The organism is Kitasatospora sp. NPDC056531 (assembly GCF_042794375.1).
In the GTDB taxonomy this organism is placed as follows: Bacteria; Actinomycetota; Actinomycetes; order Streptomycetales; family Streptomycetaceae; genus Kitasatospora.
In genome coordinates, this window is record NZ_JBHTTU010000017.1 from 31,238 (window position 1) to 56,991 (window position 25,754).

General features: G+C 70.8%; 11 protein-coding genes. 7 read left to right on the forward strand and 4 right to left on the reverse strand.

From position 1 onward, the window contains the following. Nucleotides 1–105 precede the first annotated feature (105 nt). The 4 genes from ACFQ87_RS17430 to ACFQ87_RS17445 form a co-directional block, all read right to left on the reverse strand. The gene (locus ACFQ87_RS17430) at nucleotides 106–1,371 is read right to left on the reverse strand and encodes a condensation domain-containing protein (RefSeq protein WP_380611629.1); all 1,266 of its coding nucleotides are present in this window, start codon (nucleotides 1,369–1,371) and stop codon (nucleotides 106–108) included. Nucleotides 1,372–1,391: 20 nt separating this feature from the next. After that, nucleotides 1,392–2,534, reverse strand: coding sequence for an acyl-CoA dehydrogenase family protein (locus ACFQ87_RS17435; protein WP_360345797.1), 1,143 nt, complete (start codon nucleotides 2,532–2,534; stop codon nucleotides 1,392–1,394). Between the two features lie 76 nt (nucleotides 2,535–2,610). Continuing rightward, nucleotides 2,611–3,822, reverse strand: a complete 1,212-nt coding sequence (locus tag ACFQ87_RS17440) for a pyridoxal-phosphate dependent enzyme (protein ID WP_380611630.1) — start codon at nucleotides 3,820–3,822, stop codon at nucleotides 2,611–2,613. Nucleotides 3,823–4,043: 221 nt separating this feature from the next. Next, complete coding sequence (locus ACFQ87_RS17445) at nucleotides 4,044–4,976, reverse strand: TauD/TfdA dioxygenase family protein (RefSeq protein WP_380611631.1); 933 nt, start codon at nucleotides 4,974–4,976, stop codon at nucleotides 4,044–4,046. A gap of 314 nt (nucleotides 4,977–5,290) precedes the next feature. Between ACFQ87_RS17445 and ACFQ87_RS17450 the strand changes: the two genes are divergently transcribed. The 7 genes from ACFQ87_RS17450 (at nucleotide 5,291) to ACFQ87_RS17480 (ending at nucleotide 25,725) form a co-directional block, all read left to right on the forward strand. Continuing rightward, complete coding sequence (locus ACFQ87_RS17450; protein WP_380611695.1) at nucleotides 5,291–5,503, forward strand: acyl carrier protein; 213 nt, start codon at nucleotides 5,291–5,293, stop codon at nucleotides 5,501–5,503. Nucleotides 5,504–5,831: 328 nt separating this feature from the next. Then, nucleotides 5,832–7,823: a carbamoyltransferase C-terminal domain-containing protein gene (locus tag ACFQ87_RS17455; RefSeq protein WP_380611632.1), complete on the forward strand. Its 1,992-nt coding sequence runs from the start codon at nucleotides 5,832–5,834 to the stop codon at nucleotides 7,821–7,823. 160 nt (nucleotides 7,824–7,983) lie between these two features. Then, nucleotides 7,984–8,592 carry a class I SAM-dependent methyltransferase gene (locus tag ACFQ87_RS17460; protein ID WP_380611633.1) on the forward strand — a complete coding sequence of 203 codons (609 nt, stop codon included), beginning with the start codon at nucleotides 7,984–7,986 and terminating at the stop codon, nucleotides 8,590–8,592. Between the two features lie 64 nt (nucleotides 8,593–8,656). Then, a complete protein-coding gene (locus ACFQ87_RS17465) occupies nucleotides 8,657–11,197 on the forward strand; it encodes an amino acid adenylation domain-containing protein (RefSeq protein ID WP_380611634.1) in 2,541 nt (846 codons plus the stop codon). Continuing rightward, nucleotides 11,190–15,779 (forward strand): SDR family oxidoreductase, encoded by a 4,590-nt coding sequence (locus ACFQ87_RS17470; RefSeq protein WP_380611635.1) that lies wholly within the window; start codon nucleotides 11,190–11,192, stop codon nucleotides 15,777–15,779. Before ACFQ87_RS17465 ends, ACFQ87_RS17470 begins: the two co-directional genes overlap by 8 nt. Further along, nucleotides 15,776–20,326, forward strand: coding sequence for an SDR family NAD(P)-dependent oxidoreductase (locus ACFQ87_RS17475; RefSeq protein WP_380611636.1), 4,551 nt, complete (start codon nucleotides 15,776–15,778; stop codon nucleotides 20,324–20,326). The genes ACFQ87_RS17470 and ACFQ87_RS17475 overlap by 4 nt, the downstream gene beginning before the upstream one ends. Further along, nucleotides 20,326–25,725: an SDR family NAD(P)-dependent oxidoreductase gene (locus ACFQ87_RS17480; RefSeq protein WP_380611637.1), complete on the forward strand. Its 5,400-nt coding sequence runs from the start codon at nucleotides 20,326–20,328 to the stop codon at nucleotides 25,723–25,725. Before ACFQ87_RS17475 ends, ACFQ87_RS17480 begins: the two co-directional genes overlap by 1 nt. Nucleotides 25,726–25,754: the final 29 nt, after the last annotated feature.

The window sequence follows — 25,754 nt, forward strand, 5'->3', positions numbered from 1 at the left end:
AAGCAGCTTCGCGGAATCTGTGCAGGCTTCTAGAACCGGCTCGACCAAGCCGCGGGATGCCGAAGTGCGGGGGGAGAAGCGTTTCCCCCCGCATTCTGCTGCCCTTCAGAAAATTCGCCAAGGATTATCCAGCGAGACATCCGCCAGGGAGTTCTCGAACCCCTTGGACATATTGATCAGACCAGCCTCGATCGACGCCGCGAGAACGGCTGGGAGATTTCCGTCGAGATAGTCGCGGCTCGCGCCCACTCCGATGAGGATTCCCTTCCCCGTGGCCACTGCCAGGTGGAAGTTCGGCCCTGACCGCTGGGTGGACGGACGCCACTCGATCCCGGTGCGCAGGGGGGATCCGGCGGCCGGCTCGGCGTCCACATCGCCGAGGAAGTTGTAGTGCTTGGCGAAGGCGGTGGGGTCCGTCTCCGGCAGGCCGGCCTCCCGGAGACTCTCCTTCAGCGCATCGACGTCGTAGCAGCCGTTCATGTACGCCGTCATGGACTGGACGTAGCAGGCCCGCAGATACTCCAGCGGGTGGGCCTCCTCGTCGACCGTGACGGTCACCGGGGCGAACTGGTTGAGCGAGCCGACCAGCGGCACCCACCGGGTGGTGAGCCGGTTGGCGGCCATCAGCGCGAAGGTCATCCGCTCGGTGCGCTTGAGCCGGGACAGCGCGAGCGCGCCGACGCCGAGCACCACCGACTGGACCGAGATCTTCAGCCGGTCGGAGAGCTCCTGCGCGGCGGTCAGTCCCTCCAGGCTGTAGAGCGACGCCCGGCGTCGCTCACTGGCGTCCTCCGGATCCCGGTCCGCCGGGACGAGCCGGCCCCAGGCCTCGGTCCAGTGCCGGACGCTCCGGGTGCCCGGTTCCTCCTGCTGCTCCTGCGCCATCTCCAGCGGCTGCACCACCGGCCCGAGCGCCCCGCCCTCCAGGAGGACACCGAGTTGCTCCTCCAGCACCCGCAGCGCACCGTTGTCGGCCGCCACATGGTGGATCACGGTGACCAGGTGGAGCGCATCCCCCTGGTGAGTGGTGACGAACGCGCGCCACGGCAATTCGGTCTCGATGTCGATCGGCTCGACGGCCGCCTCGGCACCCAGCCGCAGGGCCGCCGCAAAGCTGTCCTCGGTCAGCTCCAGCGCAGCCACCCGGGACGGGCGGTACGGGTGGACCGTCTGGGCCGGCGTCGGGCCGCTCAGGTCGTAGGTGGTCCGCAGCGACTCGTGTCTCTCCACCAACTGGAGCCAGGCGTCCATCACTTGGGCCGCACCGAGACCGAACGGCACCTCCCAGACACTGACCAGATTGGCGACCGCCCGATGATCGGGCCCGTGTGTCTCCAGCGAACGCAGGACCGACAGCTGACCGTAGGTCACCGCCCCCGTCCGGAGCTCGCTCACAGCCGGGCCGCCCGGACGGCGAACTGACCGAGCATGCTCTGCTGGATCTGCGTGGTGCCCTCGATGATCTCCATCACCTTGGCGTCCCGGTAGTGACGCTGAACGGACGCCTCCGCCCCGATGCCCTGGGCACCGTGGATCTGCACCGCGTCGGCGGCCGCCTTGACGGCGATCGTCGAGGTCCGGTACTTCGCCAGCAGGGTGTGGTTGACGGACTCCGTCTCCCCCCGCTCCTTGCTCACCCCGGCGTGGTAGCAGAGCAGCCGGGCCGTGATGGTGTCGGTGAGCATGTCGGCCAGCAGCTGCTGGACCAGCTGGTGGTTGCGGATCTCGGTGCCGTACTGGGTGCGGCGGCCGGCGTACTCCGTCGCGGCCTCCAGGCACGTCTGGGCCAGACCGACCGAGCCCCAGGCGGTGCTGTAGCGGCCGAGGTCGAGGGCGCTGGAGGCGACGAAGGTGAGGCCGATGCCGGGACGCCCGACCAGGTTGGCGGCCGGGATCCGGCAGTCGTCGAAGGTGATCCGGCCGAGCATCGAGCCGCGCAGGCCGAGCAGGCCCTCGATCGGCTCCACCGACAAGCCGGGAGTGTCTCGCTCCACCAGGAAGGCGGTGTGCTGCCCGTCGAACGTGGCGAAGACCAGGAAGAGGTCAGCGATCTGCGCGAAGCTGATCCACTTCTTGGTGCCGCGCAGGACGACATCGGCGCCGTCGGCCGTTGCCGTGGTCTCGACGGCGGCGGCGTCACTGCCGACGTCCGGCTCGGTCAGGGCGAAGGCCGCCAGCGTTCGGCCCGAGGTGATCCGGGGGAGCCACCGCTGCTTCTGCTCCTCCGTTCCCCACTTGTGGATCGAGTGGGCGACCATGTCCTCCACGGCCACGAGGTTACGGATCGACTGGCAGCCTCGGCCCAGTTCCTCGGTGAGCAGTCCGTATTCGACCCAGTCCATGCCGAGGCCGCCGAACTCCTTCGGGACAGGCGCGCCAAGGTAGCCCTGCCCGGCAAGGTCGGCGACGATCTCTCGGGAGACCACTTGCTCGCGGTCGCAGCGGTCCGCCTGCGGGACCAGGACACGGTCGGCGAAGGCACGGAACTCGGCGTGGCGCTCGGCCTGCTGCGGGGTGAGGTGACTGAGTATCAACGAATTCCTTGCGAACGTGAGGGCGGGCACATCACTCCGGTGGGAGCGGTGGCATCCGGCTCGGAGAGGGGGAGGCTCAGCCGGCGGTGGTGGCGGCGGCGAGGGCCGGTCCGGCGTCGGCGGCGGTGTACCGCTCACGGCCGGTCAGGTTGACCAGTACGACCTGGTCCGGGGTGATCCGCTGGGCCGCGGCCTCGTTGCGCAGCGCGGCAATGGTCGCGGCCGAGGAGTGGCAGACGTCCAGCCCCTCCAGCTCGCGGAGCATCGTACGGGCTTGGACCAGTTCGTCCTGGCTCACCGAGACGATGGAGCCACCACTCTCGGTCGCGATGTCCCGCATGTAGGGATAGGTGGCCCGGCCGTCGCCGAGCAGGATGGCCCGGGCCAGACCTGTCGGGTGCTCGATGACGTCGTCCTCGGTGAGCTCGGCCCGTCCCTCCCGCCAGGCCACGGCCATCGGCGCGCAGGTATCCTGCTGGACCATCACGAAGCGGGGCGAGGAGGTGAGCCGGCCGCAGGCGAGGTACTCTGCCACGCCCTTGCGTACGGCCATCATCCCCATGCCGCTGCTGATGGCCTGGACGACGACGTCAGGCTTGTCGTCCATGGCGTCGAAGGCTTCCAGGTAGGTGAGCTTCAGGCCCTCGCGACGGGCCCAGTTGAAGAACCCGCCCTCCCAGACCAGCCCCTTCCGAGCTGCGAACTCCTGGGCCACCTGGGTGGCTTGTGCGTAGTTGCCGTCCACCACGGTGAGGGACACCCGGTCGCCGGTCTCGATGTCGTGGTCGCCGGTGAAGTCACGGCCGCAGAAGAAGTGTGCCCGCATCGAGTGGTCGCGCTGCACGGCGCGGGCCAGGGCGGTGGAGCTGTTTCCGGTGCTGGAGGCGACGAACTCCTTGATCTCGAACTGCCGGAACACGGCCAGGACCACGGAGGCCAGCCGATCCTTGGTGGTCCCCGTCGGCTGCTGGGACTCGTCCTTCACCCAGAGGCGGGGCAGGCCGATGGCCGCTCCGAGGCGCGCGGCCGGACGACAGGGGGTCCGCACGCTGACGTCGGCGTCGAGGAAGTGCCCGGACTCGACCGGGAGGAAGTCCAGATAGGTCAGCTCGGGCTGGTCACCGTCACGCGTGGTGACGTTCTCCAGGTTCAGCCTGGGATCGAGTGCGCCCGAACACCGGGGACATCGGAGCCTGAATTCCGGAGCGGACTCCCAGCCACAACTGACGCATAAAAGGCGATACTTGGGTGGTGCTTCGGGTTTTTCACGGTGATTGACGACCGGCATTCTGCGTTCCCCCACAAGTTCCCGGAGAATGAACTGACTGGCCCGGAGCTACGTCGGGTCACGATGCCAGTGCATCTGCTACGACCGAGTTGACTGTACGTGGACTACCTGGCGAACCCGTCAATGACGTTCCTCGGAATGGTCCTTGCGGGGCTCCGGCCAGGGATTCGGTACCGGAGCCAGGGCCCGCACGATCGGCATGGCGTCACGGGCGCCGGCCCTCAGGCCAGCGCCTCGAACCGGCCCCCCATGAGGGCGCGCGAGACGAAGCCGTCGGGCCCGCAGGGCAGGTCGCCGACGACGGTGGTGCGGTGCACGATCCGCTCCTCCTGGAACATCAGGCCGTCCACCGGGCCGGCATGGGCCACGGCGCGGTTGTCCCACATGACGAGGGTGTCCTGCTCCCAGCGGACCCGGGCATGGATCTCGTCCCGCCCGGCGAGCTCGTCGAGAAGGAAGTCCAGCAGGGCCGTGCTCTCGCGAGGCTTGAGACCGCGGATGGCCTGGAGGAACACGGCGCTGACGAGCAGGCTGCGCACACCGGTCTCAGGGTGCACCCGCACCAGCGGATGGACGGCCGCGAGGGGGCCGGCCGGCTTGCCGTCGAAGCGGGGCGCCGCCGACGGGGCGTGCCGGGAGTGTATCGCCTGCAAGGTGTCGAGGTATCCCCGGAGGGAAGGCGAGAGCCCCTCGTAGAGTGCTTCCAGATTGGCGAAGAGGGTGTCGCCGCCGGCCGGCGGAATCTCGACACCACGCAGAATGGTGATGGCGTTCGGATTGACCACGAAGGTGCTGTCAACATGCCACTCGGTCCGCAGGCGCCGCGGCGTCGATCCCTTCAAGGGATGACTGAGGCTGGCCTCGGCCTCGACCAGCGCCCGTCGCTCCTCGGACAATGCGGTCCGCAGCACGGCGGGTTCTTCGCGCAGGCCGTTCACGATGGGATGGGCCGCAGTGGCACCGCCGAAAGCATTGGTCAGTTCGACCTGTTGCGCGTCGTTCATCGGCTGATTGCGGAAAACGAGGACCTTGTGACGTAGCAGGGCCTCACGGAGGCGGGCCACAACGGTCGGCGACAGGTCCGCAGCGAGATCGACGCCTTCCACCTCGGCGCCAGTGATTGGCGTGAGAGGCCGAAAGCTGATTTCTAACACCAGTACCCCCAGTACCGTGGCTGTGCGGTGAGCCCTCGGGCAGCCTACTCCAGGGCAGGCACGGCTTGTCGAGCCCCGGTCAAGGCGAACATACAACAGGGAAGTTCGTTGGCCAAGCCTATTTCGCACCCGGCGCCATCGGCCCTGTTCACCCAGCTCGGCATGGCGCAATTTGGACATCGTGCCACGTATCACCCGATCCAAAGAAGGGTCTTGACGCTGCCACATCAGTAACATAGGGTCAATTACTAGATAGGCCTTGAATAGAAGAGATCTGGGAACACGAAATGTCGAACGCACAGTCCGACAACTTGATGTCGGTGATTTCCGAAGTATTCACTCCCCTTGAGGTCTCACTGGACAGCACTTTCGATGACCTCGGAGCCACCTCAGTGTCGCTGCTCCGCCTGATGGTCTCGGTCCAGAGCACGTTCGACGTAGATCTGGACGTCGTCGACATGTTCACCGTGGCCAACGTCGGTGAACTGGTCCAGCTCGTCGAGCAGCGGATCGCCGCTTCGAAGTAGTCCCTGCCACGGACGGCACGACCGGGCTCAAGCGATCTCGTCGCTTGCCTTGGAGCCGACGTATCCGGATGAGGGGACCGGAGTCCGTCCCCACCGATCCCACCCCGCGGCCCCGTAGACGGCCGAAGGCTCTGCGCATGCGGCCGCCGGGATTCCGGCCCGAGGCCCGATCACGCCCGGGACAGTCCGTCGCACCTGATGCCGCCGGTACACACCGGGGCCCGGTCGAGCACGCCCCGGCAGCCTCGCGACCGCCTGCGCCGACCGCTTCCAGGACCGTCGGGCCCGAAGAACCAGTAGCCACTGTTCAACCGCCGAAGGGGACATCGTGACCGCGTACCCAGCTGCGAAGTACTTCCTGTCGAGCTACATCTCTCCGCCCGGCAGCCTGTCCGTCATAGCGCCGCGCCATGACCAGAACATCGCGCTCTGGCGCAGTCACGACTCGCGGGTCGAACTGGTCAGGGTCTGGGAGCTCGAACGCATCAGCGGGCAGAAGCACCACTTCTGGCCCCTCTTCACCGTCGACCGGTACAACAAAGTGCTGGCCGAGCTGCTCGCGGCCGAGGGGCTCTCCCTGGAGGACGTGAGCCTGTCCTGGGGCACGCCCGGTCTGCCGCACCACGCGGACATCAAGCTGCCGGCCGGCGCCGAGGACTTCCCGGTCCACAGCCTCGCCCACCTCTACAGCGGGCTGCTGCTCGACTCCGAGGCGTTCCGCAGCGAGACCATCATCGGACTGGCCCTGGACGGCCGGCCCGACTTCGGCCTCGACCGGGCGGGCAAGAAGTACTGGTACACCGGCTGCGTGTCCACCAAGGGCGACGTCGACTTCGCTCCGGTCGAGTCCCCGGCCCCCGTCTATGACGCCGCGTCAGCCGAGTTCGGCAAGGAGCCCGGCACCCTGATGGCCCTGGCGTCGGCCTGCCCAACCGAAATCGCCTTCGACACCGAGGCGGCGGTGCGGGAGCTGGAACTGTTCGGAGGCCGGCGGGTACCGCTGGTCGACACGCTTCCGTTCGTCCAGGCCGTGATCCGTGCAGCCGAATCCCAGCTGCCGTCAATGGAGTTGGACAGCCGCTTCAGCGAGCAGGAGCACCTGCAGTCCGCGGTCATGAAGATCGTCCAGACGGCCTGCGAGCTCGTCATGGTGCGCAACGTCGACCGGCTGCTCGAGTCGGCAGGGGTGGACCCGAGCCAGGCGTACCTCTCCCTGAGCGGGGGCTTCGCCCTCAACTGCCCGACCAACTCCTTCCTCCTGCGCCGCTACGGCTTCAAGGGCCTGCTCACTCCGCCGAGCGCGAACGACTCCGGCCAGTCCCTCGGGCTCGGCCTCCTCGGCCTCCTCGGCGAGGGCCTGCTCCCGGACGGTGGCTTCCAGCTCAAGTCCGCCTACTACGGCTCCGAACTGACCGATATCGAGAGCGCGTTGCAGCACTTCGACGACTTCATCGAGGACGTCCAGGACTTCACCGAGGCCCAGTTCGTCGAGGACCTCTCCAACGGACCGCTGGTGTGGGCGGACGGAGCGGCCGAGATCGGCCCGCGAGCGCTGGGCCACCGGAGCATCCTCGCCGATCCCCGCTCGCCCCGGTCGAAGGACCTGCTGAACGACTGGAAGAGCCGACAGTGGTGGCGCCCCGTCGCCCCGATCGTCCTGGAGGAGTACAGCGGCGAGTGGTTCGAGGACCCCTGGCCCTCGCCCTACATGCTCGAGACGGCGTACGTCACCGAGTCCAAGCGCCAGCTGGTCCCGGCCATCCTCCACCTCGACGATTCGGCCCGGCGTCAGACCCTGTCCGCCGAGACCAACCCCCTGCTCTACCGGGCGATCGAGGCGTTCCGACAGGCCACGGGGGTGCCGATGGTGTGCAACACCTCCCTGAACGACAAAGGTGAGCCGGTGGTGGACACGGCGGCACAGGCCCTGAACTTCGCCATCCGCAAGGGCGCCGCCGTCGCCTACATCGCGGGCCGCCGAGTCCGGTTGCGCACGGAGGCACGCGGCCAGAGCCCGGTCCCCACGCGTCGGCACGATCGTCGCGAGGATCTCTTCGCGGGCCAGGAACAGGACCGCGACGCGATCTGGGAGTCCTGGGTCGAGTCGGGCTACACCACCGCGGCCATGGTCCTGATGTCCCGCTCCCCCGAGCTGCGCGATCAGGGGCTGGCGACGCCGGCCATGGTCAACCAGCTGGCCGAGGTCGCGGCCGCCCGGGATGCGAGCGGCACGCTGGCCCTCGCCGCGGCGAAGCACGCCCGGATGTTCGGGCCGACCGCCGTCTACGACCCCGAATCCGCGGAAGGAGCGGCTTTCTGACCGCTCGGCGGGTGCGCTGACGGCAGACCGGACAGCCCCTGGGGCCACCGCGACGGTGTGTTCCGAAGCAGGCCACCGCCCGGTCCGGATCGCGCAACGGTTCGATCGGTGATCGTGCCGCCATGTCCGGCTTCGCTCAGCAGTCTGGAGAGTCAGAGCAGTGAACACCGAATCACTCTGGATGCACACCTCCGAAGTCGCTTACATGAGCGAGGACGGACGGGCCGCGCATCCCTCGCACTTAGCCGTGACCGAGCGGATCGCGGCCCTGCACACCGGGGCGCCGTTCGAACTGCTCGACTGCGGCATCCTCTCCGGGGTCACCTACCGCCACCTGCTGGCGGCCGGCCTGGAGGTCGACTACACCGGCATCGACATCAACGGGCTGGCCCTCGCCGACTGCCGCGAGCTCCACCCGGAGGCGCGGTGGCGGCAGATGAGCATCACCGACCTCGCCTTCCCCGAAGGCTCGTTCGACGTGGTGAACTGCCGCCACGTGCTGGAGAGCCTGCCGTACTACGAGACCGCCGTCCGCGAACTGTTCCGGGTCTCCCGCCGCACCGTGGCGATCTGCATGTTCCAGGTGCCGCGGGATCCCGAGGTACTGCTGCGGCGGGAGACGGCCAACGGCTACATCTGGCTCAACCGCTACGCCCCCGGCCCGTTCGAGGCGCTGCTGCACTCGCTCTCGGAGTCCGTCGAGACCGTGGACGTCACCGCGGACAACGGTCGGAACCGGATCTTCTTCTGCACCAAGCGATCCGCGTAGCCGTGGCCCGCTCCGCAGGACGGGTGACTCACGTCCTCGCCCCGAACTCCCCAAGGCAACCTTCATGACACTCCCGCACCCCGCAACGCCCGTGCCCGGCCCCGTAGTCGGCGGGCACCCCGCCGAGCCGCCCGTCGCGCCGGAGCTCCCGTTGGACCGGGCACATCCGGCCCGGCGCGACCTCCGGGCCGGCTCGGTCCCCTTCGTCGCCCCCGCCGCGGCAACAGCCGCGCTGCGCCAGCTGGGTGAAGCCTGCGGGGCGGGACTCCCGGCGGCGGCCTTCGCCCTCTACCTGGCACTGCTGCACCGGTACAGCGGGCAGTCCGAGCTCGTCGTCGGGGTGTCCAACGGCGCCGAGCTGACCACCCCGGTCCGCGCCGAGGTCGGCGGGAGCTTCCGGGAACTGGTCAGGCTGGCGGGCGCCCGGCTGGCGGAGGCCGAGCAGGCCCGTACCGCGACGCCCGTGCACCTGTGGCCGGGCTTCTCCTGCCGGCCGGCGCCGCTCGTCGCCCCGGAGACCGCATCCTGCGACCTGGATCTGCGCCTCTCATGCGCCGAGCGCGAACTGACCGGCCAGCTGGTGTTCGCGACCGACGTCCTCGATCCCGCCACCGCCCGCCGCGCGGTGGAGCACCTGCTCCGGCTCCTCGAAGGCGCGACGGCCGATCCGGACCGGCCGGTGGCCGAGCTGCCCCTGCTCACCGCCGAGGAGGAGCACACCGTCGCCACGCTGAACGGCGTCGCCGGCGAGCCGACGGACCTGAGCTTCCACCGGCTCTTCGAGGCGCAGGCCGCCCGCACCCCGGAGGCGATCGCGGTCCGAGCGGAGGGCGCCTCCCTCAGCTACCGCGAACTCAACTCCCGGGCCAACCAGTTGGCCGACCTGCTGCGCGAGACCGGGGTCGGCCCCGAGGTGACGGTGGGCATCTGCGCCGACCGCGACGTGCGGCTGCTGGTGGCCGTGCTCGGCGTCCTCAAGGCCGGCGGCGCGTACGTACCGGTGGATCCGAACGACCCGGTCGAGCGGCGGGACGGCATCCTCCGCGACGCGGACGTGCGGGTCGTGGTGGCGACGGCCCCGCTCGGCACCGGACACCAGGTGATCGAACTCGACGCCGAGCTGGCCGTGCTGGCGGGCCGCCCGACGGAGAACCCGCCCCCTGAGAGCTCGGCCTGCGGCGATGCCGCGTACCTGCTCTACACCTCCGGCTCCACCGGCAAGCCCAAGGGCGTGGTGATCGAGCACCGCCAGTTCGTCGGCTACACCCGCGCCGTCATCCGGCGGCTCGGCATCGACGGGCCGCTCAGCTTCGCGATGGTGCAGCCGCTGACGGTGGACTCCAGCGTCACGGCCTTCGCCCCGCCGCTGTGCACGGGCGGCGAGGTGCACCTGATCTCCCGCGAGGCCGCCCTGGACGCCGACCGGCTGGCCGACTGGGTGCAGACCTGGGGGGTCGACTGCCTGAAGATCGCGCCCTCCCACCTCCGGGCCCTCCAGTCCTCCCCGCGCTTCGCCGAGCTCCTGCCGCGCCGTCTGCTGGTCATCGGCGGCGAGGCCTCCGACTGGCGCTGGCTGCGCGCCCTCCAGCGCCTGGTGCCGCACTGCCGGATCTTCAACCACTACGGACCGACCGAGACCACCGTCGGCGTGCTGACCCTCACCGTGGCCGACCACCCGGACGCCGAGTGGGAGACCGCGCCGATCGGTGTTCCGCTGCCGGGCACCCAGGCCCACGTCGTGGACCCCGCAGGCCGGCCCACGCCCGTCGGTGTCGCCGGCGAGCTGCTGATCGGCGGCGACAACCTCGCCCGTGGCTACCACCGCCGGGACGACCTCACCGCCGCGGCCTTCGTCCCGGACACCCTCGGCGGCGGGCCGGGCTCCCGCCTCTACCGCACCGGCGACATCGTCCGCCGCCTGGCCGACGGGACGATCGCCTTCCTCGGCCGGCGCGACGACCAGATCAAGGTCCGCGGCTTCCGGGTCGCCCTGGGCGAGATCGAGGCCGCCCTGAAGAGCCACCCCGAGGTGCGCCACGCCATCGCCGTCGTCCGCGAGGACGTCCCCGGCAACCGGCGGGTGGTCGCCTACATCGAGCCGCACGGCCCCGGGTTCAGCACCGCGGGGCTGGAGCGCCACCTGCGGGCGCGGCTCTCCCCGCACATGGTCCCGCAGGCGATGGTGACGCTGGACCGGCTGCCGCTCTCCGGGCACGGCAAGGTCGACCGCGGCAGGCTGCCCCGGCCCGCCGAGCCCGCCGCCGCGCCGCTGCCACCGCGGAACGAGCTGGAGCGGCTGGTGGCGCGGGTGTGGCAGGAGGTCTTCCGCACCGAGGCGGTCGGCGCCGACCAGAACTTCTTCGACCTCGGCGGGCACTCCCTGCTCATGGTCGAGCTGCACCACCGGCTCCGGGCGGCGACCGGCCGGGAGATCGAACTGCTGGACCTGTTCCAGCACACCACCGTCCGGGCCCAGGCCGAGTTGCTCTCGCGGCAGAAGCAGGGGGCGGCACCCGTCACCACCCGCGGCAGGGGGGCCCAGCAGAACGCCCTACTGAAGCGCCGCCAGCAGCAGCTGCAAGCGAAGCGAGGTCGCCATGAGTGAGTACTCCCCCGAGCCGGAATCCGAACAGGCCGACGGGTTCTCCGAGCTCGACGACAGTCTGGACATCGCCATCGTCGGCATGGCCGGCCGCTTCCCCGGCGCCCGGACGGTCGAGGAGTACTGGAGCAACCTCAAGGCGGGCGTCTGCTCCGTCACCCGCCTCGAGGACGAGGAGCTCGCTGCCCGAGGCGTGGACGCCGCCACCCTCGCCGACCCGAACTTCGTCGGCGCGGGGTATGTGCTGGCGGACAGCGAGAAGTTCGACGCCGCCTTCTTCGGCTACTCCCCGCGCGAGGCCGAACTCATGGACCCGCAGCACCGGGTGCTGCTCGAATGCGCCTGGGCCGCCCTGGAGAGCTCCGGACACGACGCCGAGCGCTACGACGGCCTGGTCGGCGTCTACGCGGGTGCGGGCAACAACACCTACCTGCTCTTCAACATCGCCTCCCAGCCCGGCGCCGCGCAGATCCTCGGCGACAAGCAGACGGTGATCGGCAACCGGCCGGACTTCCTGGCCAGCCGGGTCGCCTACAAGCTCGGCCTGGAGGGCCCTGCCCTCAACATCCAGTCCGCCTGCTCCACTTCGCTGGTCGCCGTGGTCGAGGCGTGCCAGGCGCTGCTGGCCTACCAGTGCGACACCGCGCTGGCCGGCGGTGTCGCCGTCGACGGGACACGGAGCAAGGGCTACACCTACCGCCCGGACGGCATCTTCTCGCCGGACGGCTACTGCCGTACCTTCGACGCCCGCGCCCAGGGGACAGTGGGCGGCGACGGCGTCGGGATGGTCGTGCTCAAGCGCCTCAAGGACGCGATCACTGACAACGACCACATCCACGCGGTCATCAAGGGCTCCGCGCTGAACAACGACGGCTCCCGCCGAGCCGGGTTCAGCGCGCCCAGCGCCGCCACCCAGGCCGCCGTCATCTCCACCGCACTGGCAAACGCGGACGTACCGGCGGAGAGCATCGCCTACGTCGAGCTACACGGGACGGCCACCATCCTCGGCGACCCGATCGAGTTCTCCGCACTCGCCTCGGCCTACTCCGCGGTCGGGGAGCACAGTTGCGCCCTCGGATCCGCCAAGACCAACATCGGCCACCTCGACTCGGCCGCCGGGGTCGCCGGCCTGATCAAGACCGTGCTCGCGGTGGAGCACGGGCAGCTGCCGCCCACCCTGCACTTCGAGAAGCCCAACCCCCGGATCGACCTGGCCGGCAGCCCGTTCTACGTCAACACCGAGCTGCTGCCGTGGCCCGCGGGCGACGGCCCGCGCCGCGCCGGAGTCAGCTCCTTCGGACTCGGCGGCACCAACGCCCACGTCATCCTTGAGCAGGCCCCGGAACTGCCCCGCAGGGCCGAGCCGGCCGACGGCTCCGAACAGCTGCTGGTGCTCTCCGCCAAGAGCCCGGAGGCCCTGGAGGCGGCCACCGACCAGCTGCATGACCACCTCCGGGCACACCCCGAACTCCCGCTGGCCGACGTCGCGTTCACCCTCCAGCAGGGCCGCCGGGCGTTCCCGTACCGGCGGATGCTGGTCGCCGGCAGCACCGAGGAGGCGCTGGCGGCGCTCGACGCCCGCGACGACGGTCGGCTGCTCACAGCGACCGCACCCGAGGCCGCGCACCGGCCGGTGGCCTTCATGTTCACCGGTTTCGGCGCCCAGTTCCCCGGCATGGCGCGCGAACTCTACGCCCAGGAGACCGAGTTCAGGGCCGCGCTGGACGAGTGCGCCGGGCTGCTGGAGCCGCTGCTCGGCACAGACATCCGCGAACTCGTCTTCACCGTCGACGAGTCCGCGGCCGCCGCCCCCGGGCAGCCCTTCGACTTCCGCAAGCTGCTGCTCCAGCCGGAGCGCAGCGACCACCCGCTGGACCAGCCGCGCCTCGGCTACCCCGCGGTGTTCGCCCTCGAGTACGCCCTGGTCAAACTCTGGGCCGCCTGGGGGGTCGAGCCCGAGGTGATGATCGGTCACAGCTTGGGCGAGTACGTCGCGGCCTGCGTGGCCGGGGTCTTCTCGCTGCCCGACGCCCTGCGCCTGGTCGCGGAGCGCGCGCGGCTGATCGAGGAGCAGGGCGAGGGCGCGATGCTCGCCGTGCCGCTCTCCGAGGAGGCCGTCGCACGGTACACGGACGCGGAGGTCTGCCTCGCCGCGATCAACGGCCCGCAGACCTGCGTGCTCTCCGGCACCGTCGAGGGCATCGAGCGGGTGGCCGGCGAACTGCTGGCCGCCGACGTCGCCACCCGCCGGCTGACCACCCGCTTCGCCTTCCACTCCCCGATGATGGACCCGGTCGTCGAGCGCTACGCCGAACTGGTCCGCTCGGTCCGGCTGAACGCTCCGGCCGTGCGGTTCGTCTCCAACCTGACCGGCACCTGGATCACCGACGACGAGGCCACCAGCCCCGAGTACTGGGCCCGGCACGTCCGGGAGAGCGTGCGGTTCGCGGACGGCCTGGCCACCCTGTGGTCCGTCCCGGACATCGCGATCGTCGAGATCGGCCCCGCGCCGACCCTGACCCCCGGGGCCCTCCAGCACCCCGCCGCCGGCACCGACCGGGTCGTCCTCCCCTCCCTCCCCGGTGCCTTCCTCGGGCAGAGCGACCGCACCGCACTCCTGCGGGCCGCCGGACGCCTCTGGCTCGCCGGACGGGAGCGTCCCTTCCCGGCCTCGGCCGGTGCCAGGCGGGTCCCGCTCCCCTCCTACCCCTTCGAGCGGCGCACCTACTGGCTCGAACCCGGCACCGCCCAGCCCGGCAGCGGCTCGGCCCAGAAGCGGCGCGGCGACCTGCCCCAGTGGTTCTACACGCCATCCTGGCAGCGGCTGGCCAGCGCACCGCAGCCCGCCGAGGTCGGCCTGGCCGACGAGCGCTGGCTCGTCTTCGCGGACGAGACCGGTGTCGGCCACCACCTCGCCGACCGCCTCGAAGGCCTCGGCGCCACCGTGCGCACGGTCTCACGGGGAGCCGAGTGGCACCGCAAGAGCGAGCGCGAGTACGTCCTCGACCCTGCCCGGCCGGAGCACTTCGACCGGCTCGCCGAGGCGCTGCGCGCCGAGGGGCCGCTGCCCGGCCGGGTGGTGCACTGCTGGAGCGTCGGTGACGACGCCGACCGGGCCACGGCGCCCGACGACGTGCGGGCCCTGCTGCACCGCTCCTTCGACAGCCTGGTCCACTGGGTCCAGGCCACCGAGGCCGAGCTGATGACGCGGCAGCAGCGCTGGGACGTGCTGTCCTCCGAGGTGCACGCCGTACTCGGGGACGAGCCGCTCTGCCCGCCGAAGGCCGCCGTCCAGGGCCTGTGCAGGGTGCTGCCGCAGGAGTACCCCTCGCTCAGCTGCATCCAGTTCGACCTCCGCCTCGAAGGCCCACAGGCCGTACCCGGGTTGGTCGACCAGCTGCTGGCCGACCTCGCCGCCCCGCCCGGCGAGCGCACGATCGCGCTGCGCGGACGGCACCGCTGGGCGCCGACGTACGTGACCGGCGCGCCGCGCTCGCGGGGTGAGTCCCCGGTCCGCCCTGGCGGGGTGTACCTGGTCACCGGCGGCCTCGGGAAGATCGGCCTGCTGATGGCCCGTGCCCTCGCCGACCGGGCCAAGGTGCGCCTGGTGCTGCTCGGACGGACGGGTCTGCCGCCCCAGGAGAGCTGGGCCGATCCGCAGCACCCGGAAGCAGTCCGGTCCGCGATCCGTGCCGTCCAGGAGGTCGAGGCGCTCGGCTCCGAGGTGCTGGTGACCGCCACGGACGTCTCCGACCGCACGGCCATGCTCGCTCTGAAGGAGCGCGTTCTGCGGGAGTTCGGCCCGATCGACGGCGTGCTGCACTGTGCCGGCACGACCGGCACGGCGGCCCACCGGGAAGTCGCGGTCCTGGGCGCGGAGGAGGCCTCCTGGCACTTCGGCCCCAAGCTCTACGGCATGCAGGTGCTGCACGAGGTGCTGGCCGACCAGCAGTTGGACTTCGCCGTCATCTGCTCCTCGATCGCCTCGCTGCTCGGCGGACTCGGCTTCGGTGCGTACGCCGCCGCGAACGCCGCGCTCGACGCCTTCGCCCAGCGGCACCACAGCGCGGCCCTGCCCTGGACCAGCGTCAACTGGGAGGCCTGGTACTTCTCGCACGAGGACCGGGCGGATTCGGAACTTGGCGCGGCGGTACGCGAGTTGGCACTCACACCGGCCGAGGGCCGACAGGTGTTCGACACCCTGCTCGACGCGGTGCCCCAAGCGCAGATCATCACCTCCACGGGTGACCTGGCGCTGCGCCAGGAGCTGTGGGCCGACCCGGTGGCCGAGGTGCCGGCCCCGGCCGCACGGCACGAGCGCCCCAACCTGCGCAACCCGTTCGTCGCCCCGAACGGCGAGACCGAACACCAGGTGGCGGAGATCTGGCAGGAGCTGCTCGGCGTGGAGAGTGTCGGCGTACAGGACAACTTCTTCGAACTGGGCGGCAGTTCACTGCTCGGCCTCCAGGTCGTCCACCGACTGCGTCAGGAGCTGGCGGTGGCCGTACCGCTGACCATCGTCTACGAGGGCCCCACCGTGCGCACCCTCGGCGCGCTCATCGACAACCTCCGGACAGCGCAGTGACGGCGGCGCGCGATGGTGTCGCGATCATCGGGATGGCGGGGCGCTTCCCCGGCGCGGGGGACCTGACCGAGTACTGGTCGAACCTGCGCGACGGCGTCGAGTCGATCCTCCCCCTCACCGACGAGGAGCTGACGGCGGCCGGGGTGTCGCCCGAGGTCTTAGGGCAGCCGAACTACGTCAAGGCCGCGCCCGCCTTCGCCGGCAGCGACCTGTTCGATGCGGAGTTCTTCGGGTACACCGCCCGCGAGGCCGAGGTGATGGACCCTCAGCACCGGCTCTTCCTGGAGACGGCCTGGGAGGCGCTGGAGCACTCCGGCTACGACGCCGCCCGGTACGAGGGCAGCATCGGTGTCTTCGGTGGCGCGGGGGCCAACCGCTACGTCCAGCACGTCTACTCGCACCAGCAGATCGTGGACACCCTGGGCCAGACCCAGATCCTGGTGGCCAACGAACTCGCCTTCCTGGCCTCCCGGGTGTCGTACAAGCTGGACCTGAAGGGCCCCGCGGTCTCGCTGCGCGCCGCCTGCTCGACCGCACTGGTCGCCGCCCACACCGCCTGCCGGAGCCTGCTCGCCGGGGAGTGCGACCTCGCCCTGGCGGGTGGCGTCCACGTCGACCCGAACCCGGGCACCGGCTACCTGCACCAGGACGGGTCCTTCGTGTCCCCCGACGGGCACGTCCGCCCGTTCGACGCGGACGCCCGCGGCACGGTCTTCGGGACGGGTGTCGGTCTGATCGCGCTGAAGCGGCTGGAGGACGCGCTGGCCGACGGCGACACCGTCCACGCCGTGATCAGGGGCTCGGCGATCAACAACGACGGCGCGGTGAAGGTCGGTTTCACCGCCCCGAGCGTCACCGGCCAGGCCGCGGTCATCTCCGCCGCGCTCGCCAGCGCGGGCCTCGCACCCACGGACATCGACTACGTCGAGGCGCACGGCACGGGCACCTCGCTGGGCGACCCGATCGAGGTGCAGGCGCTGTCACGGGCGTTCGGCGACACCGGCTCCTGGGCCCTCGGCTCGGTCAAGGGGAACGTCGGCCACCTCGATGCCGCCGCCGGCATCTCGGGCCTGCTCAAGACCACGCTCGCGCTCAAGCACGAACTCCTCCCCGCCTCGCTGAACTACACTCGCGGCAACCCCGACATCGACTTCGCCAACAGCCCGTTCCACGTGCAGGCCACCCTCGGCTCCTGGCCGCGCACTGACGGTCACGTCCGCCGCGCCGGGATCAGCGCCTTCGGCTTCGGCGGCAGCAACGCCCACCTCATCCTCGAAGAGGCTCCGCTCGCCCCCGCCTCTCCGGCCAGCCCGCGCCCGACCGAGACGCTGGTCCTCTCGGCTCGCACCCCGGCGGCACTCGAACAGGCCACCGACCGGCTGGCCGGCCACCTGCGCCGCGAGAAGCCCAACCTCGCCGACGCCGCCCACACCCTGGCCACCGGCCGCCGTGTCTTCCCGCACCGTCGCACCGTCACCGGCGCCGATCTGGACGCCGTCGCCGCGGCCCTGGAGACCCGCGACCCGGCCCACGTCACCACCAGCCACGCGACACGCGAGACCGCGCCGTTGGTCTTCCTCTTCAGCGGCCAGGGCTCCCAGCACTCCGGCATGGCCCGCGACCTGTACGAGCAGGAAGCTGTCTTCCGCGCCTGCGTCGACGAGTGCGCCGAGCTGCTCAGGCCACAGCTCGACCAGGACATCCGCGAGGTGATCTTCACCGAGGACAGCCGCCTCGACCAGACCCAGTGGGCCCAACCCGCCCTCTTCGTCATCGAATACGCCCTCACCCAGCTCTGGCAGTCCTGGGGCATCACCCCGACCGCCATGCTCGGCCACAGCCTCGGCGAATGGGTCGCCGCCTGCGTCTCCGGCGTCTTCACCCTCCCCGACGCCCTCTCGCTCGTCGCCCTGCGCGGCCGCCTCATGCAGGCCCAGGCCCCCGGCGCCATGCTCAACGTGATGGCCGACCGCTCCACCGTCGAAGCCGCCCTGCCCGACGGCCTCTCGCTCGCCGCCCACAACGGCCCCCGCGACTGCGTCGTCTCCGGCCCCCACGAGGCAATCCAGGCCTTCGCCGCCCTCGCCGAAGAACGCGGCTGGGCCACCCAGCCCGTCACCACCTCCCACGCCTTCCACTCCAGCCTGATGGAGCCGATGGTCGGGGAGTTCACCACCGCGGTCGCCGCCGTCAACCGTCAAACCCCGCAGACCCCCTTCGTCTCCAACCTCACCGGTACCTGGATGACCGACGAGCAGGCCACGGACCCGGGCTACTGGAGCCACCACATCCGCGCCACCGTCGAATACGCCACCGGCGTCCGGACCACCACCACCGAGCCGGGCACCACCCTGCTCGAGATCGGCCCCGGCCAGACCCTCAGCAGCCTCGCCCGCCGCATCCTCACCAACACCGGCACCCAGGCCACCACCCTCGCCTCCCTCCCCCACAAACGCGACACCCGCACCCCCTCCGAAACCATCCAGCGCACCCTCGCCACCCTCTGGCTCACCGGCACCACACCCGACTGGCCCGCCTACTACGCCCACCAACAACGCCGCCGCATCCCCCTCCCCACCTACCCCTTCCAACACAAGCGCTACTGGCTCGACCGACAGGCCACCACGACCCAGGCCGTCGGTAGTGCCACAACGCGCCTCGACGACATCACGCAGTGGTTCTACGCCCCGTCCTGGCAGCGGGCGGCTCTCCCGGCCGGGGAGCAGCCGGACTGCACCCGGCACTGGCTGGTCTTCGCCGACGGCCTGGGTGTGGGCGAGGCGGTGACCGAGCAGCTGCGGGCCGCCGGTGCCACCGTGACCGTGGTGGCGGCGGCCGACGCCTGGTCCGACCGAGGAGACGGCCGCTACGCCATCGACCCGGCCGACAGCTCCGACTACGAGCGGCTGATCAGCACCCTGCGGAACAGCCCCGCCGGCGTGCCCACCCGCATCGTCCACGGCTGGGGCGTCACCGCACCGGACGAGGAGGGCAGCCTCCAGCACGGTTTCGAGAGCCTGATCCGCCTCACCCAGGCCCTCGTTCACTACCCGGGCAGCGAGCCGCGCCGGATCTGGGTGCTCAGCAACGGCCTGCACAACGTCACCGGCGCCGAGCCGCTCTCGCCGCTGAAGGCCACCCTGCTGGGCCCGTGCCGCGTGCTGCCCCGCGAGCTGCCGGGCACCACCTGCCGCAGCGTCGACCTCGACTGCCTGACCGCTCCCACCGAGGCTGAACTGGGGCGCCTGATTCAGGAGTTGGCCGCCGAGCCGAAGCAGGTCCCGGAGACGGTGGCGCACCGCGGAGGCCACCGCTGGTCCCAGCACTTCGTGCCGCAGCCACTGCCCCGGGGCGACCGGTCACCGGTGGTGCGCAAGGGCGGTGTCTACCTGGTCACCGGCGGCACCGGCGGCCTGGGCCTGGCCCTGGCCGGGCACCTCGCGGCAGCGGGGGCACGGATCGCGCTCACCGCGCGCACCCGGCTGCCCGACGCCGCGGAGTGGGACTCGTGGCTCGCCCGTAACCGGGGCAAGAGCCGACTCGCTGATACCGTACGGGAGTTGGTCCGCCTGCGGGACGCAGGTGCGGAGCTCCTGGTGTTCCAGGCCGACGTGAGCGACCAGGCGGCGATGAGCGAGGCCGTCCGGCAGACCACCCAGCGCTGGGGGGCCATCCACGGCGCCTTCCATACGGCGGGCGTCGCCGGTGGCGGCCTGATCCAGCTCAAGGACCTCCAGGCGGCCGCCGAGGTCCTGCTCCCGAAGGTACGCGGCACCCTGGTGCTGGAGGAGGTACTGGCAGACCAGGAGCTGGACTTCCTGGTCCTGTTCGGCTCGAACGGTGCGAACATCGGCAGTGTCGGCCAGGTCGACTACTGCGCCGCCAACTGCTTCCTCGACGCCTTCGCCCAGGACCGCGGCCGCACCCAGCGGGTGATCTCGATCGACTGGGGTCCGTGGCGGGAGATCGGCATGGCGGTCGGTACCGCCGCACCGTCCGGCATCGAGCAGGTGGACCAGCGCGCCATGTCGGCCGCCGAGGGGCTGTGGGCCCTCGACACGATCCTGGCCGGCGTCTCGGAGTCGCAGGTCATCGTGTCGCCCGCCGAACTCTCGGCGCTCTTCGAGAACGCCTTCTCGCTGGAGCAGGGCGCCACCGCGGAGCCCCCCGGCGCCGCGCACGAACGCCCGGACATCCTCACCGAGTTCGTGGCACCGCGCAGCGACACCGAGCGCGCGATCTGCGCGGTGTGGCAGGAGCTGCTGGGCATCGAGAAGGTCGGCATCCAGGACAGCTTCTTCGATCTGGGCGGCAACTCCCTGATCGCGATCCAGCTGGTGAGCACCATCAACACCCGGCTGGGCACGAAGCTCGCCCTCGGCGACCTGTACGAGGGACTGACGGCGGCACACTTGGCCGGCCTGGCCGAGAAGCCCGTACAGCAGTCAACGGGCGACAGCCTTAAGGCACTTGAGGACCGCAGAGAAAAGATGCAGCAGCGCCGGCGTCAGCACCAGCAACGGCGTCGGACGGCAAGGGGCGAATGATGACCACTGAGTTCACGGATCTCCCGGCACGGGACGGAGTCGCGATCATCGGGATGGCGGGACGCTTCCCCGGCGCGGGGGACCTGACCGAGTACTGGTCGAACCTGCGCGACGGCGTCGAGTCGATCGTCGCCCTGACCGACGAGGAGCTGGCGGCGGCCGGGGTGCCGACCGAGGTCTTCGGCCGGCCCCACTACGTCAAGGCCGCACCCAAGTTCGAGGGCATCAGTCTGTTCGATGCGGAGTTCTTCGGGTACACCGCCCGCGAGGCGAAGATCATGGACCCTCAGCACCGGCTCTTCCTGGAGACGGCCTGGGAGGCGCTGGAGCACTCCGGCTACGACGCCGCCCAGTACGACGGCAGCATCGGCGTCTTCGGCGGCGCTAGTACCACCGCCTACCTCGGGAACATCCTCAGCAACCTGGAGCAGGGCGAGGCCATCAAGGGCGAGAACGTCGGCCTCGGCTTCGAACTCGCCTTCCTGACCAGCCGGGTGTCGTACAAGCTCGACCTGCGGGGGCCGAGCTTCCCGGTTCAGACCGCCTGCTCCAGCTCGCTGGTGGCGCTGCACGCCGCCTGCCAGAGCCTGCTCAACTACGAGTGCGACATGGCCCTTTCGGGTGCGGTCTCCTACAAGGTGCAGGAGAACACCGGCTACCCCTACCAGGAGGGGGCCTTCCTCTCCCCGGACGGGCACATCCGCCCGTTCGACGCGGACGCCCGGGGCACGGTCTTCGGCAACGGTGTCGGCGTGGTGGCCCTCAAGCGGCTGGAGGACGCGCTGGCCGACGGCGACACCGTCCACGCCGTGATCAAGGGCTCGGCCGTCAACAACGACGGCGGGGTCAAGGCGAGTTTCACGGCACCGACCGTCGGCGGTCAGGCCGAGGTGATCACGGAGGCGCTGGCCGTCGCGGAGGTCGACCCCGAGGACATCGACTACGTCGAGGCGCACGGCAGTGGCACCGTGATCGGTGACTCGATCGAGGTGCAGGCGTTGTCACGGGCGTTCGGCGACACCGGCTCCTGGGCCCTCGGCTCGGTCAAGGGGAACGTCGGCCACCTCGACGCCGCCGCCGGCATCGCAGGCCTGCTCAAGACCACGCTCGCGCTCAAGCACGAGCTGCTGCCGCCTTCGCTGAACTACACCCGCGGCAACCCCGACATCGACTTCGCCAACAGCCCCTTCCGCGTCCAGGCCGCGTCCGGCTCCTGGCCGCGCACCAACGGCCACGTCCGCCGCGCCGGGATCAGCGCCTTCGGCTTCGGCGGCACCAACGCCCACCTCATCCTGGAGGAGGCCCCGCTCGCCGATCCCTCTCAGGCCAGCCCCCGCCCGACCGAGACGTTGATCCTCTCGGCTCGTACGGCCGAGGCCCTCGAACAGGCCACCGACCGGCTGGCCGCACACCTTCGCCGCGAGAACCCCAACCTCGCCGACGCCGCCCACACCCTCGCCACCGGCCGCCGCGCGTTCCCGCACCGCCGCACCGTCACCGGCTCTTCCGCCGAAGCCGTCGCGGCCGCTCTGGAGGCACGGGACCCGGCCAACGTCGTCACCGGTCACGTCGCGGGCGGCGCCACACCGCTGGTGTACGTCTTCAGCGGCCAGGGCTCCCAGCACTCCGGCATGGCCCGCGACCTGTACGAGCAGGAGGCTGTCTTCCGCGCCTGCGTCGACGAGTGCGCCGAGCTGCTCAGGCCACAGCTCGACCAGGACATCCGCGAGGTGATCTTCACCGAGGACAGCCGCCTCGACCAGACCCAGTGGGCCCAACCCGCCCTCTTCGTCATCGAATACGCCCTCACCCAGCTCTGGCAGTCCTGGGGCATCACCCCGACCGCCATGCTCGGCCACAGCCTCGGCGAATGGGTCGCCGCCTGCGTCTCCGGCGTCTTCACCCTCACCGACGCGCTCTCGCTCGTCGCCCTGCGCGGCCGCCTGATGCAGGCCCAGGCCCCCGGCGCGATGCTCAACGTGATGGCCGAGCGGGCAGAGGTGGCGGCGGCGCTGATCGACGGTCTCTCGCTCGCCGCCCACAACGGCCCGCGTGACTGCGTCGTCTCCGGCCCCTACGACACCATCCAGGCTTTCGCGGCCCTTGCCGAGGAGCGCGGCTGGGCCACCCAGCCGGTCGCCACCTCGCACGCCTTCCACTCCAGCCTGATGGAGCCGATGGTCGGGGAGTTCGTCGCCGCCGTCGCCGCCGTCGAGCGCCATGCTCCGCAGGTGCCGTTCGTCTCCAACCTCACCGGCACTTGGATCACCGACAGCCAGGCGGTGGACCCGGGTTACTGGGGCAACCAGATCCGCGCCTGCGTCGAGTACGCCACCAGCGTCCGGACCGCCGCCGCCGAGCCGCACGTCACCCTGCTCGAAGTCGGCCCCGGCCAGACGTTCAGCAGCCTCGCCCGGCGCATCCTCACCAGTGCGGGCATCGAGGCCACTGCTCTCGCCTCGCTCCCCCACAAGCGCGACCGCCGTACTGCCACCGAGACCATCCAGCGCACCCTCGGCAGCCTCTGGCTCACCGGCGCCCGGCCCAGCTGGGCCGCCTACTTCGCCCAGCAGCAGCGCCGCCGGATCCCCCTGCCCAGCTACCCCTTCCAGCGCAAGCGCTACTGGCTGGAGCCCCAGATCCCGCAGGCCGCGGTCCGGCACACCCCCGGCCCGCACCCGTTGCTGGACCAGGTCCTGCTCCGGACGATGGGCCAGTCCGTCTTCCTCACCGAGTTCTCGCTGGAGCGGCACTGGGTGCTCTCCGAGCACAAGCTGCTCGGAGAGGCAATCGTCCCCGGAACCACCTATCTGGAGATGGCCCGCGCCGCCGCCTCGCTGCACTTCGGCCGGCCGGTCACCGAGCTCCGCGACGTCACCTTCCTCGTCCCGCTGCTGGTGCAGGAAGGCACCCCGCGTACCGCGCACACGACCGTCCGCGAACTCGACGATCTGCAGGCCGAGTTCACCGTCGCCAGTCACGACTTGGCAAGCGACCGCTGGACGGTGCACGTCCAGGGCACGGTCAGCGTCAAGCCGCACACCGCACCCGCGCCGCAGCAGGATCCGGCGGCTCTGCATGAGCTCTGCTCGCTGGAGAGCGTGGACATCGCCCTGCGGCAGGCCGAGCACAAGGTGATGGAGTTCGGCGACCGCTGGCGGAGCAGCCTCCCGACCGTGCACGTCGGCATCCGGGCCGCCCTCGGCGTACTCGACCTGCCCGAGCAGTACCGGGCCGAGTGCCAGGACCACCCCCTGCACCCGGTCCTGCTCGACCAGGCCACCGGCTTCAGCGGATTCGCCGTCCTGGAAACCGCCGATGACCGCCGACTCGCCCTCGGTGACCGGGACTTCTTCCTCCCGGTCGGCTACGACTCGCTGCTCCTGCACGGCCCGCTGCCCGCTCGGGGCCTGAGCTTCGTCCAGCCGCATCCGGGCTATGTCAACAATGCCGAGTTCCGCAAGGTCGACGTGGTGATCTGCGACGAGTCGGGGGCCACCGCCGCCGAGATCCGCGGCTTCACCGTCAAGCGCGTCACCGACGCCAAGCACACGGTCGCCCGGCTGCGCCCGCACAACCGCCACCACACCCTCCGATGGGTCCCGGTACCGGCGCCCGAGGAGCACCAGGCGCCGCCCGCCCGGGTCCTGGTGATCGGCGAACAGGGCAGTATCAGCGCCGAGTTGAGCGCCGCACTGCGCGCGCACGGCATCAGCGTCGCCGAGGCGGCACTCGCTGACCGGTGGCGGCAGCCCGCTGCGGACCGGTACGAAGTGCCGCCCACCCAGGAGGGTTTCGGCCGGCTGCTGGACGCGCTCGGTGCGGAGCTCCCGGACGAGGTCGTGCACGTCGCGGCCCCTGCCGACGACGGCGTCCAGCAGGATCTGGCGGTCCTGGAGGCCAGGCTCGGCCACGGCGTCCACAGCCTGTTCCACCTGGCCCGCAGCCTCTCCGAGCGCGGCGTCGCCCCGGCCAGGTTCAGCGTGGCCGCCCCGTCGGTGGCACGGGTGACCGGCACCGAGCCGGAGACTGCCGCGGTCCACGCGACGCTCTTCGGCCTGGCGAAGGTGATCGGCCAGGAGTACGAGAACACCGACGTGTTCTGCCTCGACATCGCCGGCGACACCGGCGCCGAGGCCGTCTGCGCCGAACTGCTCGGCGCCCGTACACCCACCACCGTCGCACTGCGCGACGGGCTCCGGTACGTCGCGGAACTCGCGCCGGTGCACCTGCGGAATCAGCCGAGGTCCATGCCGGTCCGCCCGGACGGGGTGTACCTCATCACCGGCGGCCTGGGCGGGCTCGGACTGGCGGTCGCCCGCCATCTGAGCCGTTCGGTGCCGGGTGCGCGGCTCGCCCTGGTCAACCGCACTGAACTGCCGCCGCGCGAGCGGTGGGACGGTGTCACCGACGCCAAGCTGCGCAGGCAGATCGAAGCGCTGCGCGAACTGGCGGGGAACGGCGCCGAGGTGCGCAGCTACTGCGGTGACGTCACCGACCTGGCGGCCATGGAGGGCGTCGTCGCCAAGGTCCGCGCCGAGTTGGGCGCGATCGGCTGCGTCGTCCACGCGGCCGGCGTCGCCGGGGACGGCTTCCTCTTCCGCAAGGACGCGGAGACCTTCCGTCGAACACTGAACCCCAAGGTGCTCGGCGCCACCGTGCTGGACCTCGTCACCCGGGACGATCCGCCGGAGTGCATGGTGAACTTCGGCTCCACGGTGGCGATCTTCGGTGCGGCCGGGCAAGGCGACTACACTGCCGCCAACAGTTACTTGGACCACTTCGCCGAGCAGCGCTCCGCGCGCGGCCGGTGGACGGTGACGGTCGACTGGAGCGACTGGCTGGACACCGGCATGGCCTTCGACCACGGAGTCCAGCAGGACCAGGGCTTCTTCCGGTCGGTGTCGGTCGAGGACGGTCTCAGCAGCTTCGAGGAGATCCTCGCCTCGGCCTGCACCCCGGTGATCGTCGGCGAGGTCAACTACCCGAAGATGGGCGGGTCCAGCGCGCTCACGGAGCTGTTGCGCCGCGCACCGCTGGTGCTCGCCGCCCCGATCCAGCAGGCCATCGCCGCCGCCCGCAGCAGCGCCGACGGATCCGCCGCGACGGCGGATGACACGCCGTCCGACGGCGAGCCGAAGCTCTTCGGCAAGGAGAGCAGCGAGTTCAGCGACACCGAGCGCGCGCTCGCCCGGATCTGGGCCCGCGAGCTGGGCCTGACCGAACTCAACGTGCATGACACCTCGTTCGCGCTCGGGGTGGACTCGCTGGCCGCACTCCGGATCGCCCAGAGCATCCAGAAGATCATGGACATCCGGGTCTCCATGGTCGACCTGTTCCGCTACGTCACGATCGCGGATCTCGCCGATCACCTGGACACCAGGGACGCCCAAGGCTGACCAGGCACCCCACCCCCCTTCTATCCCAC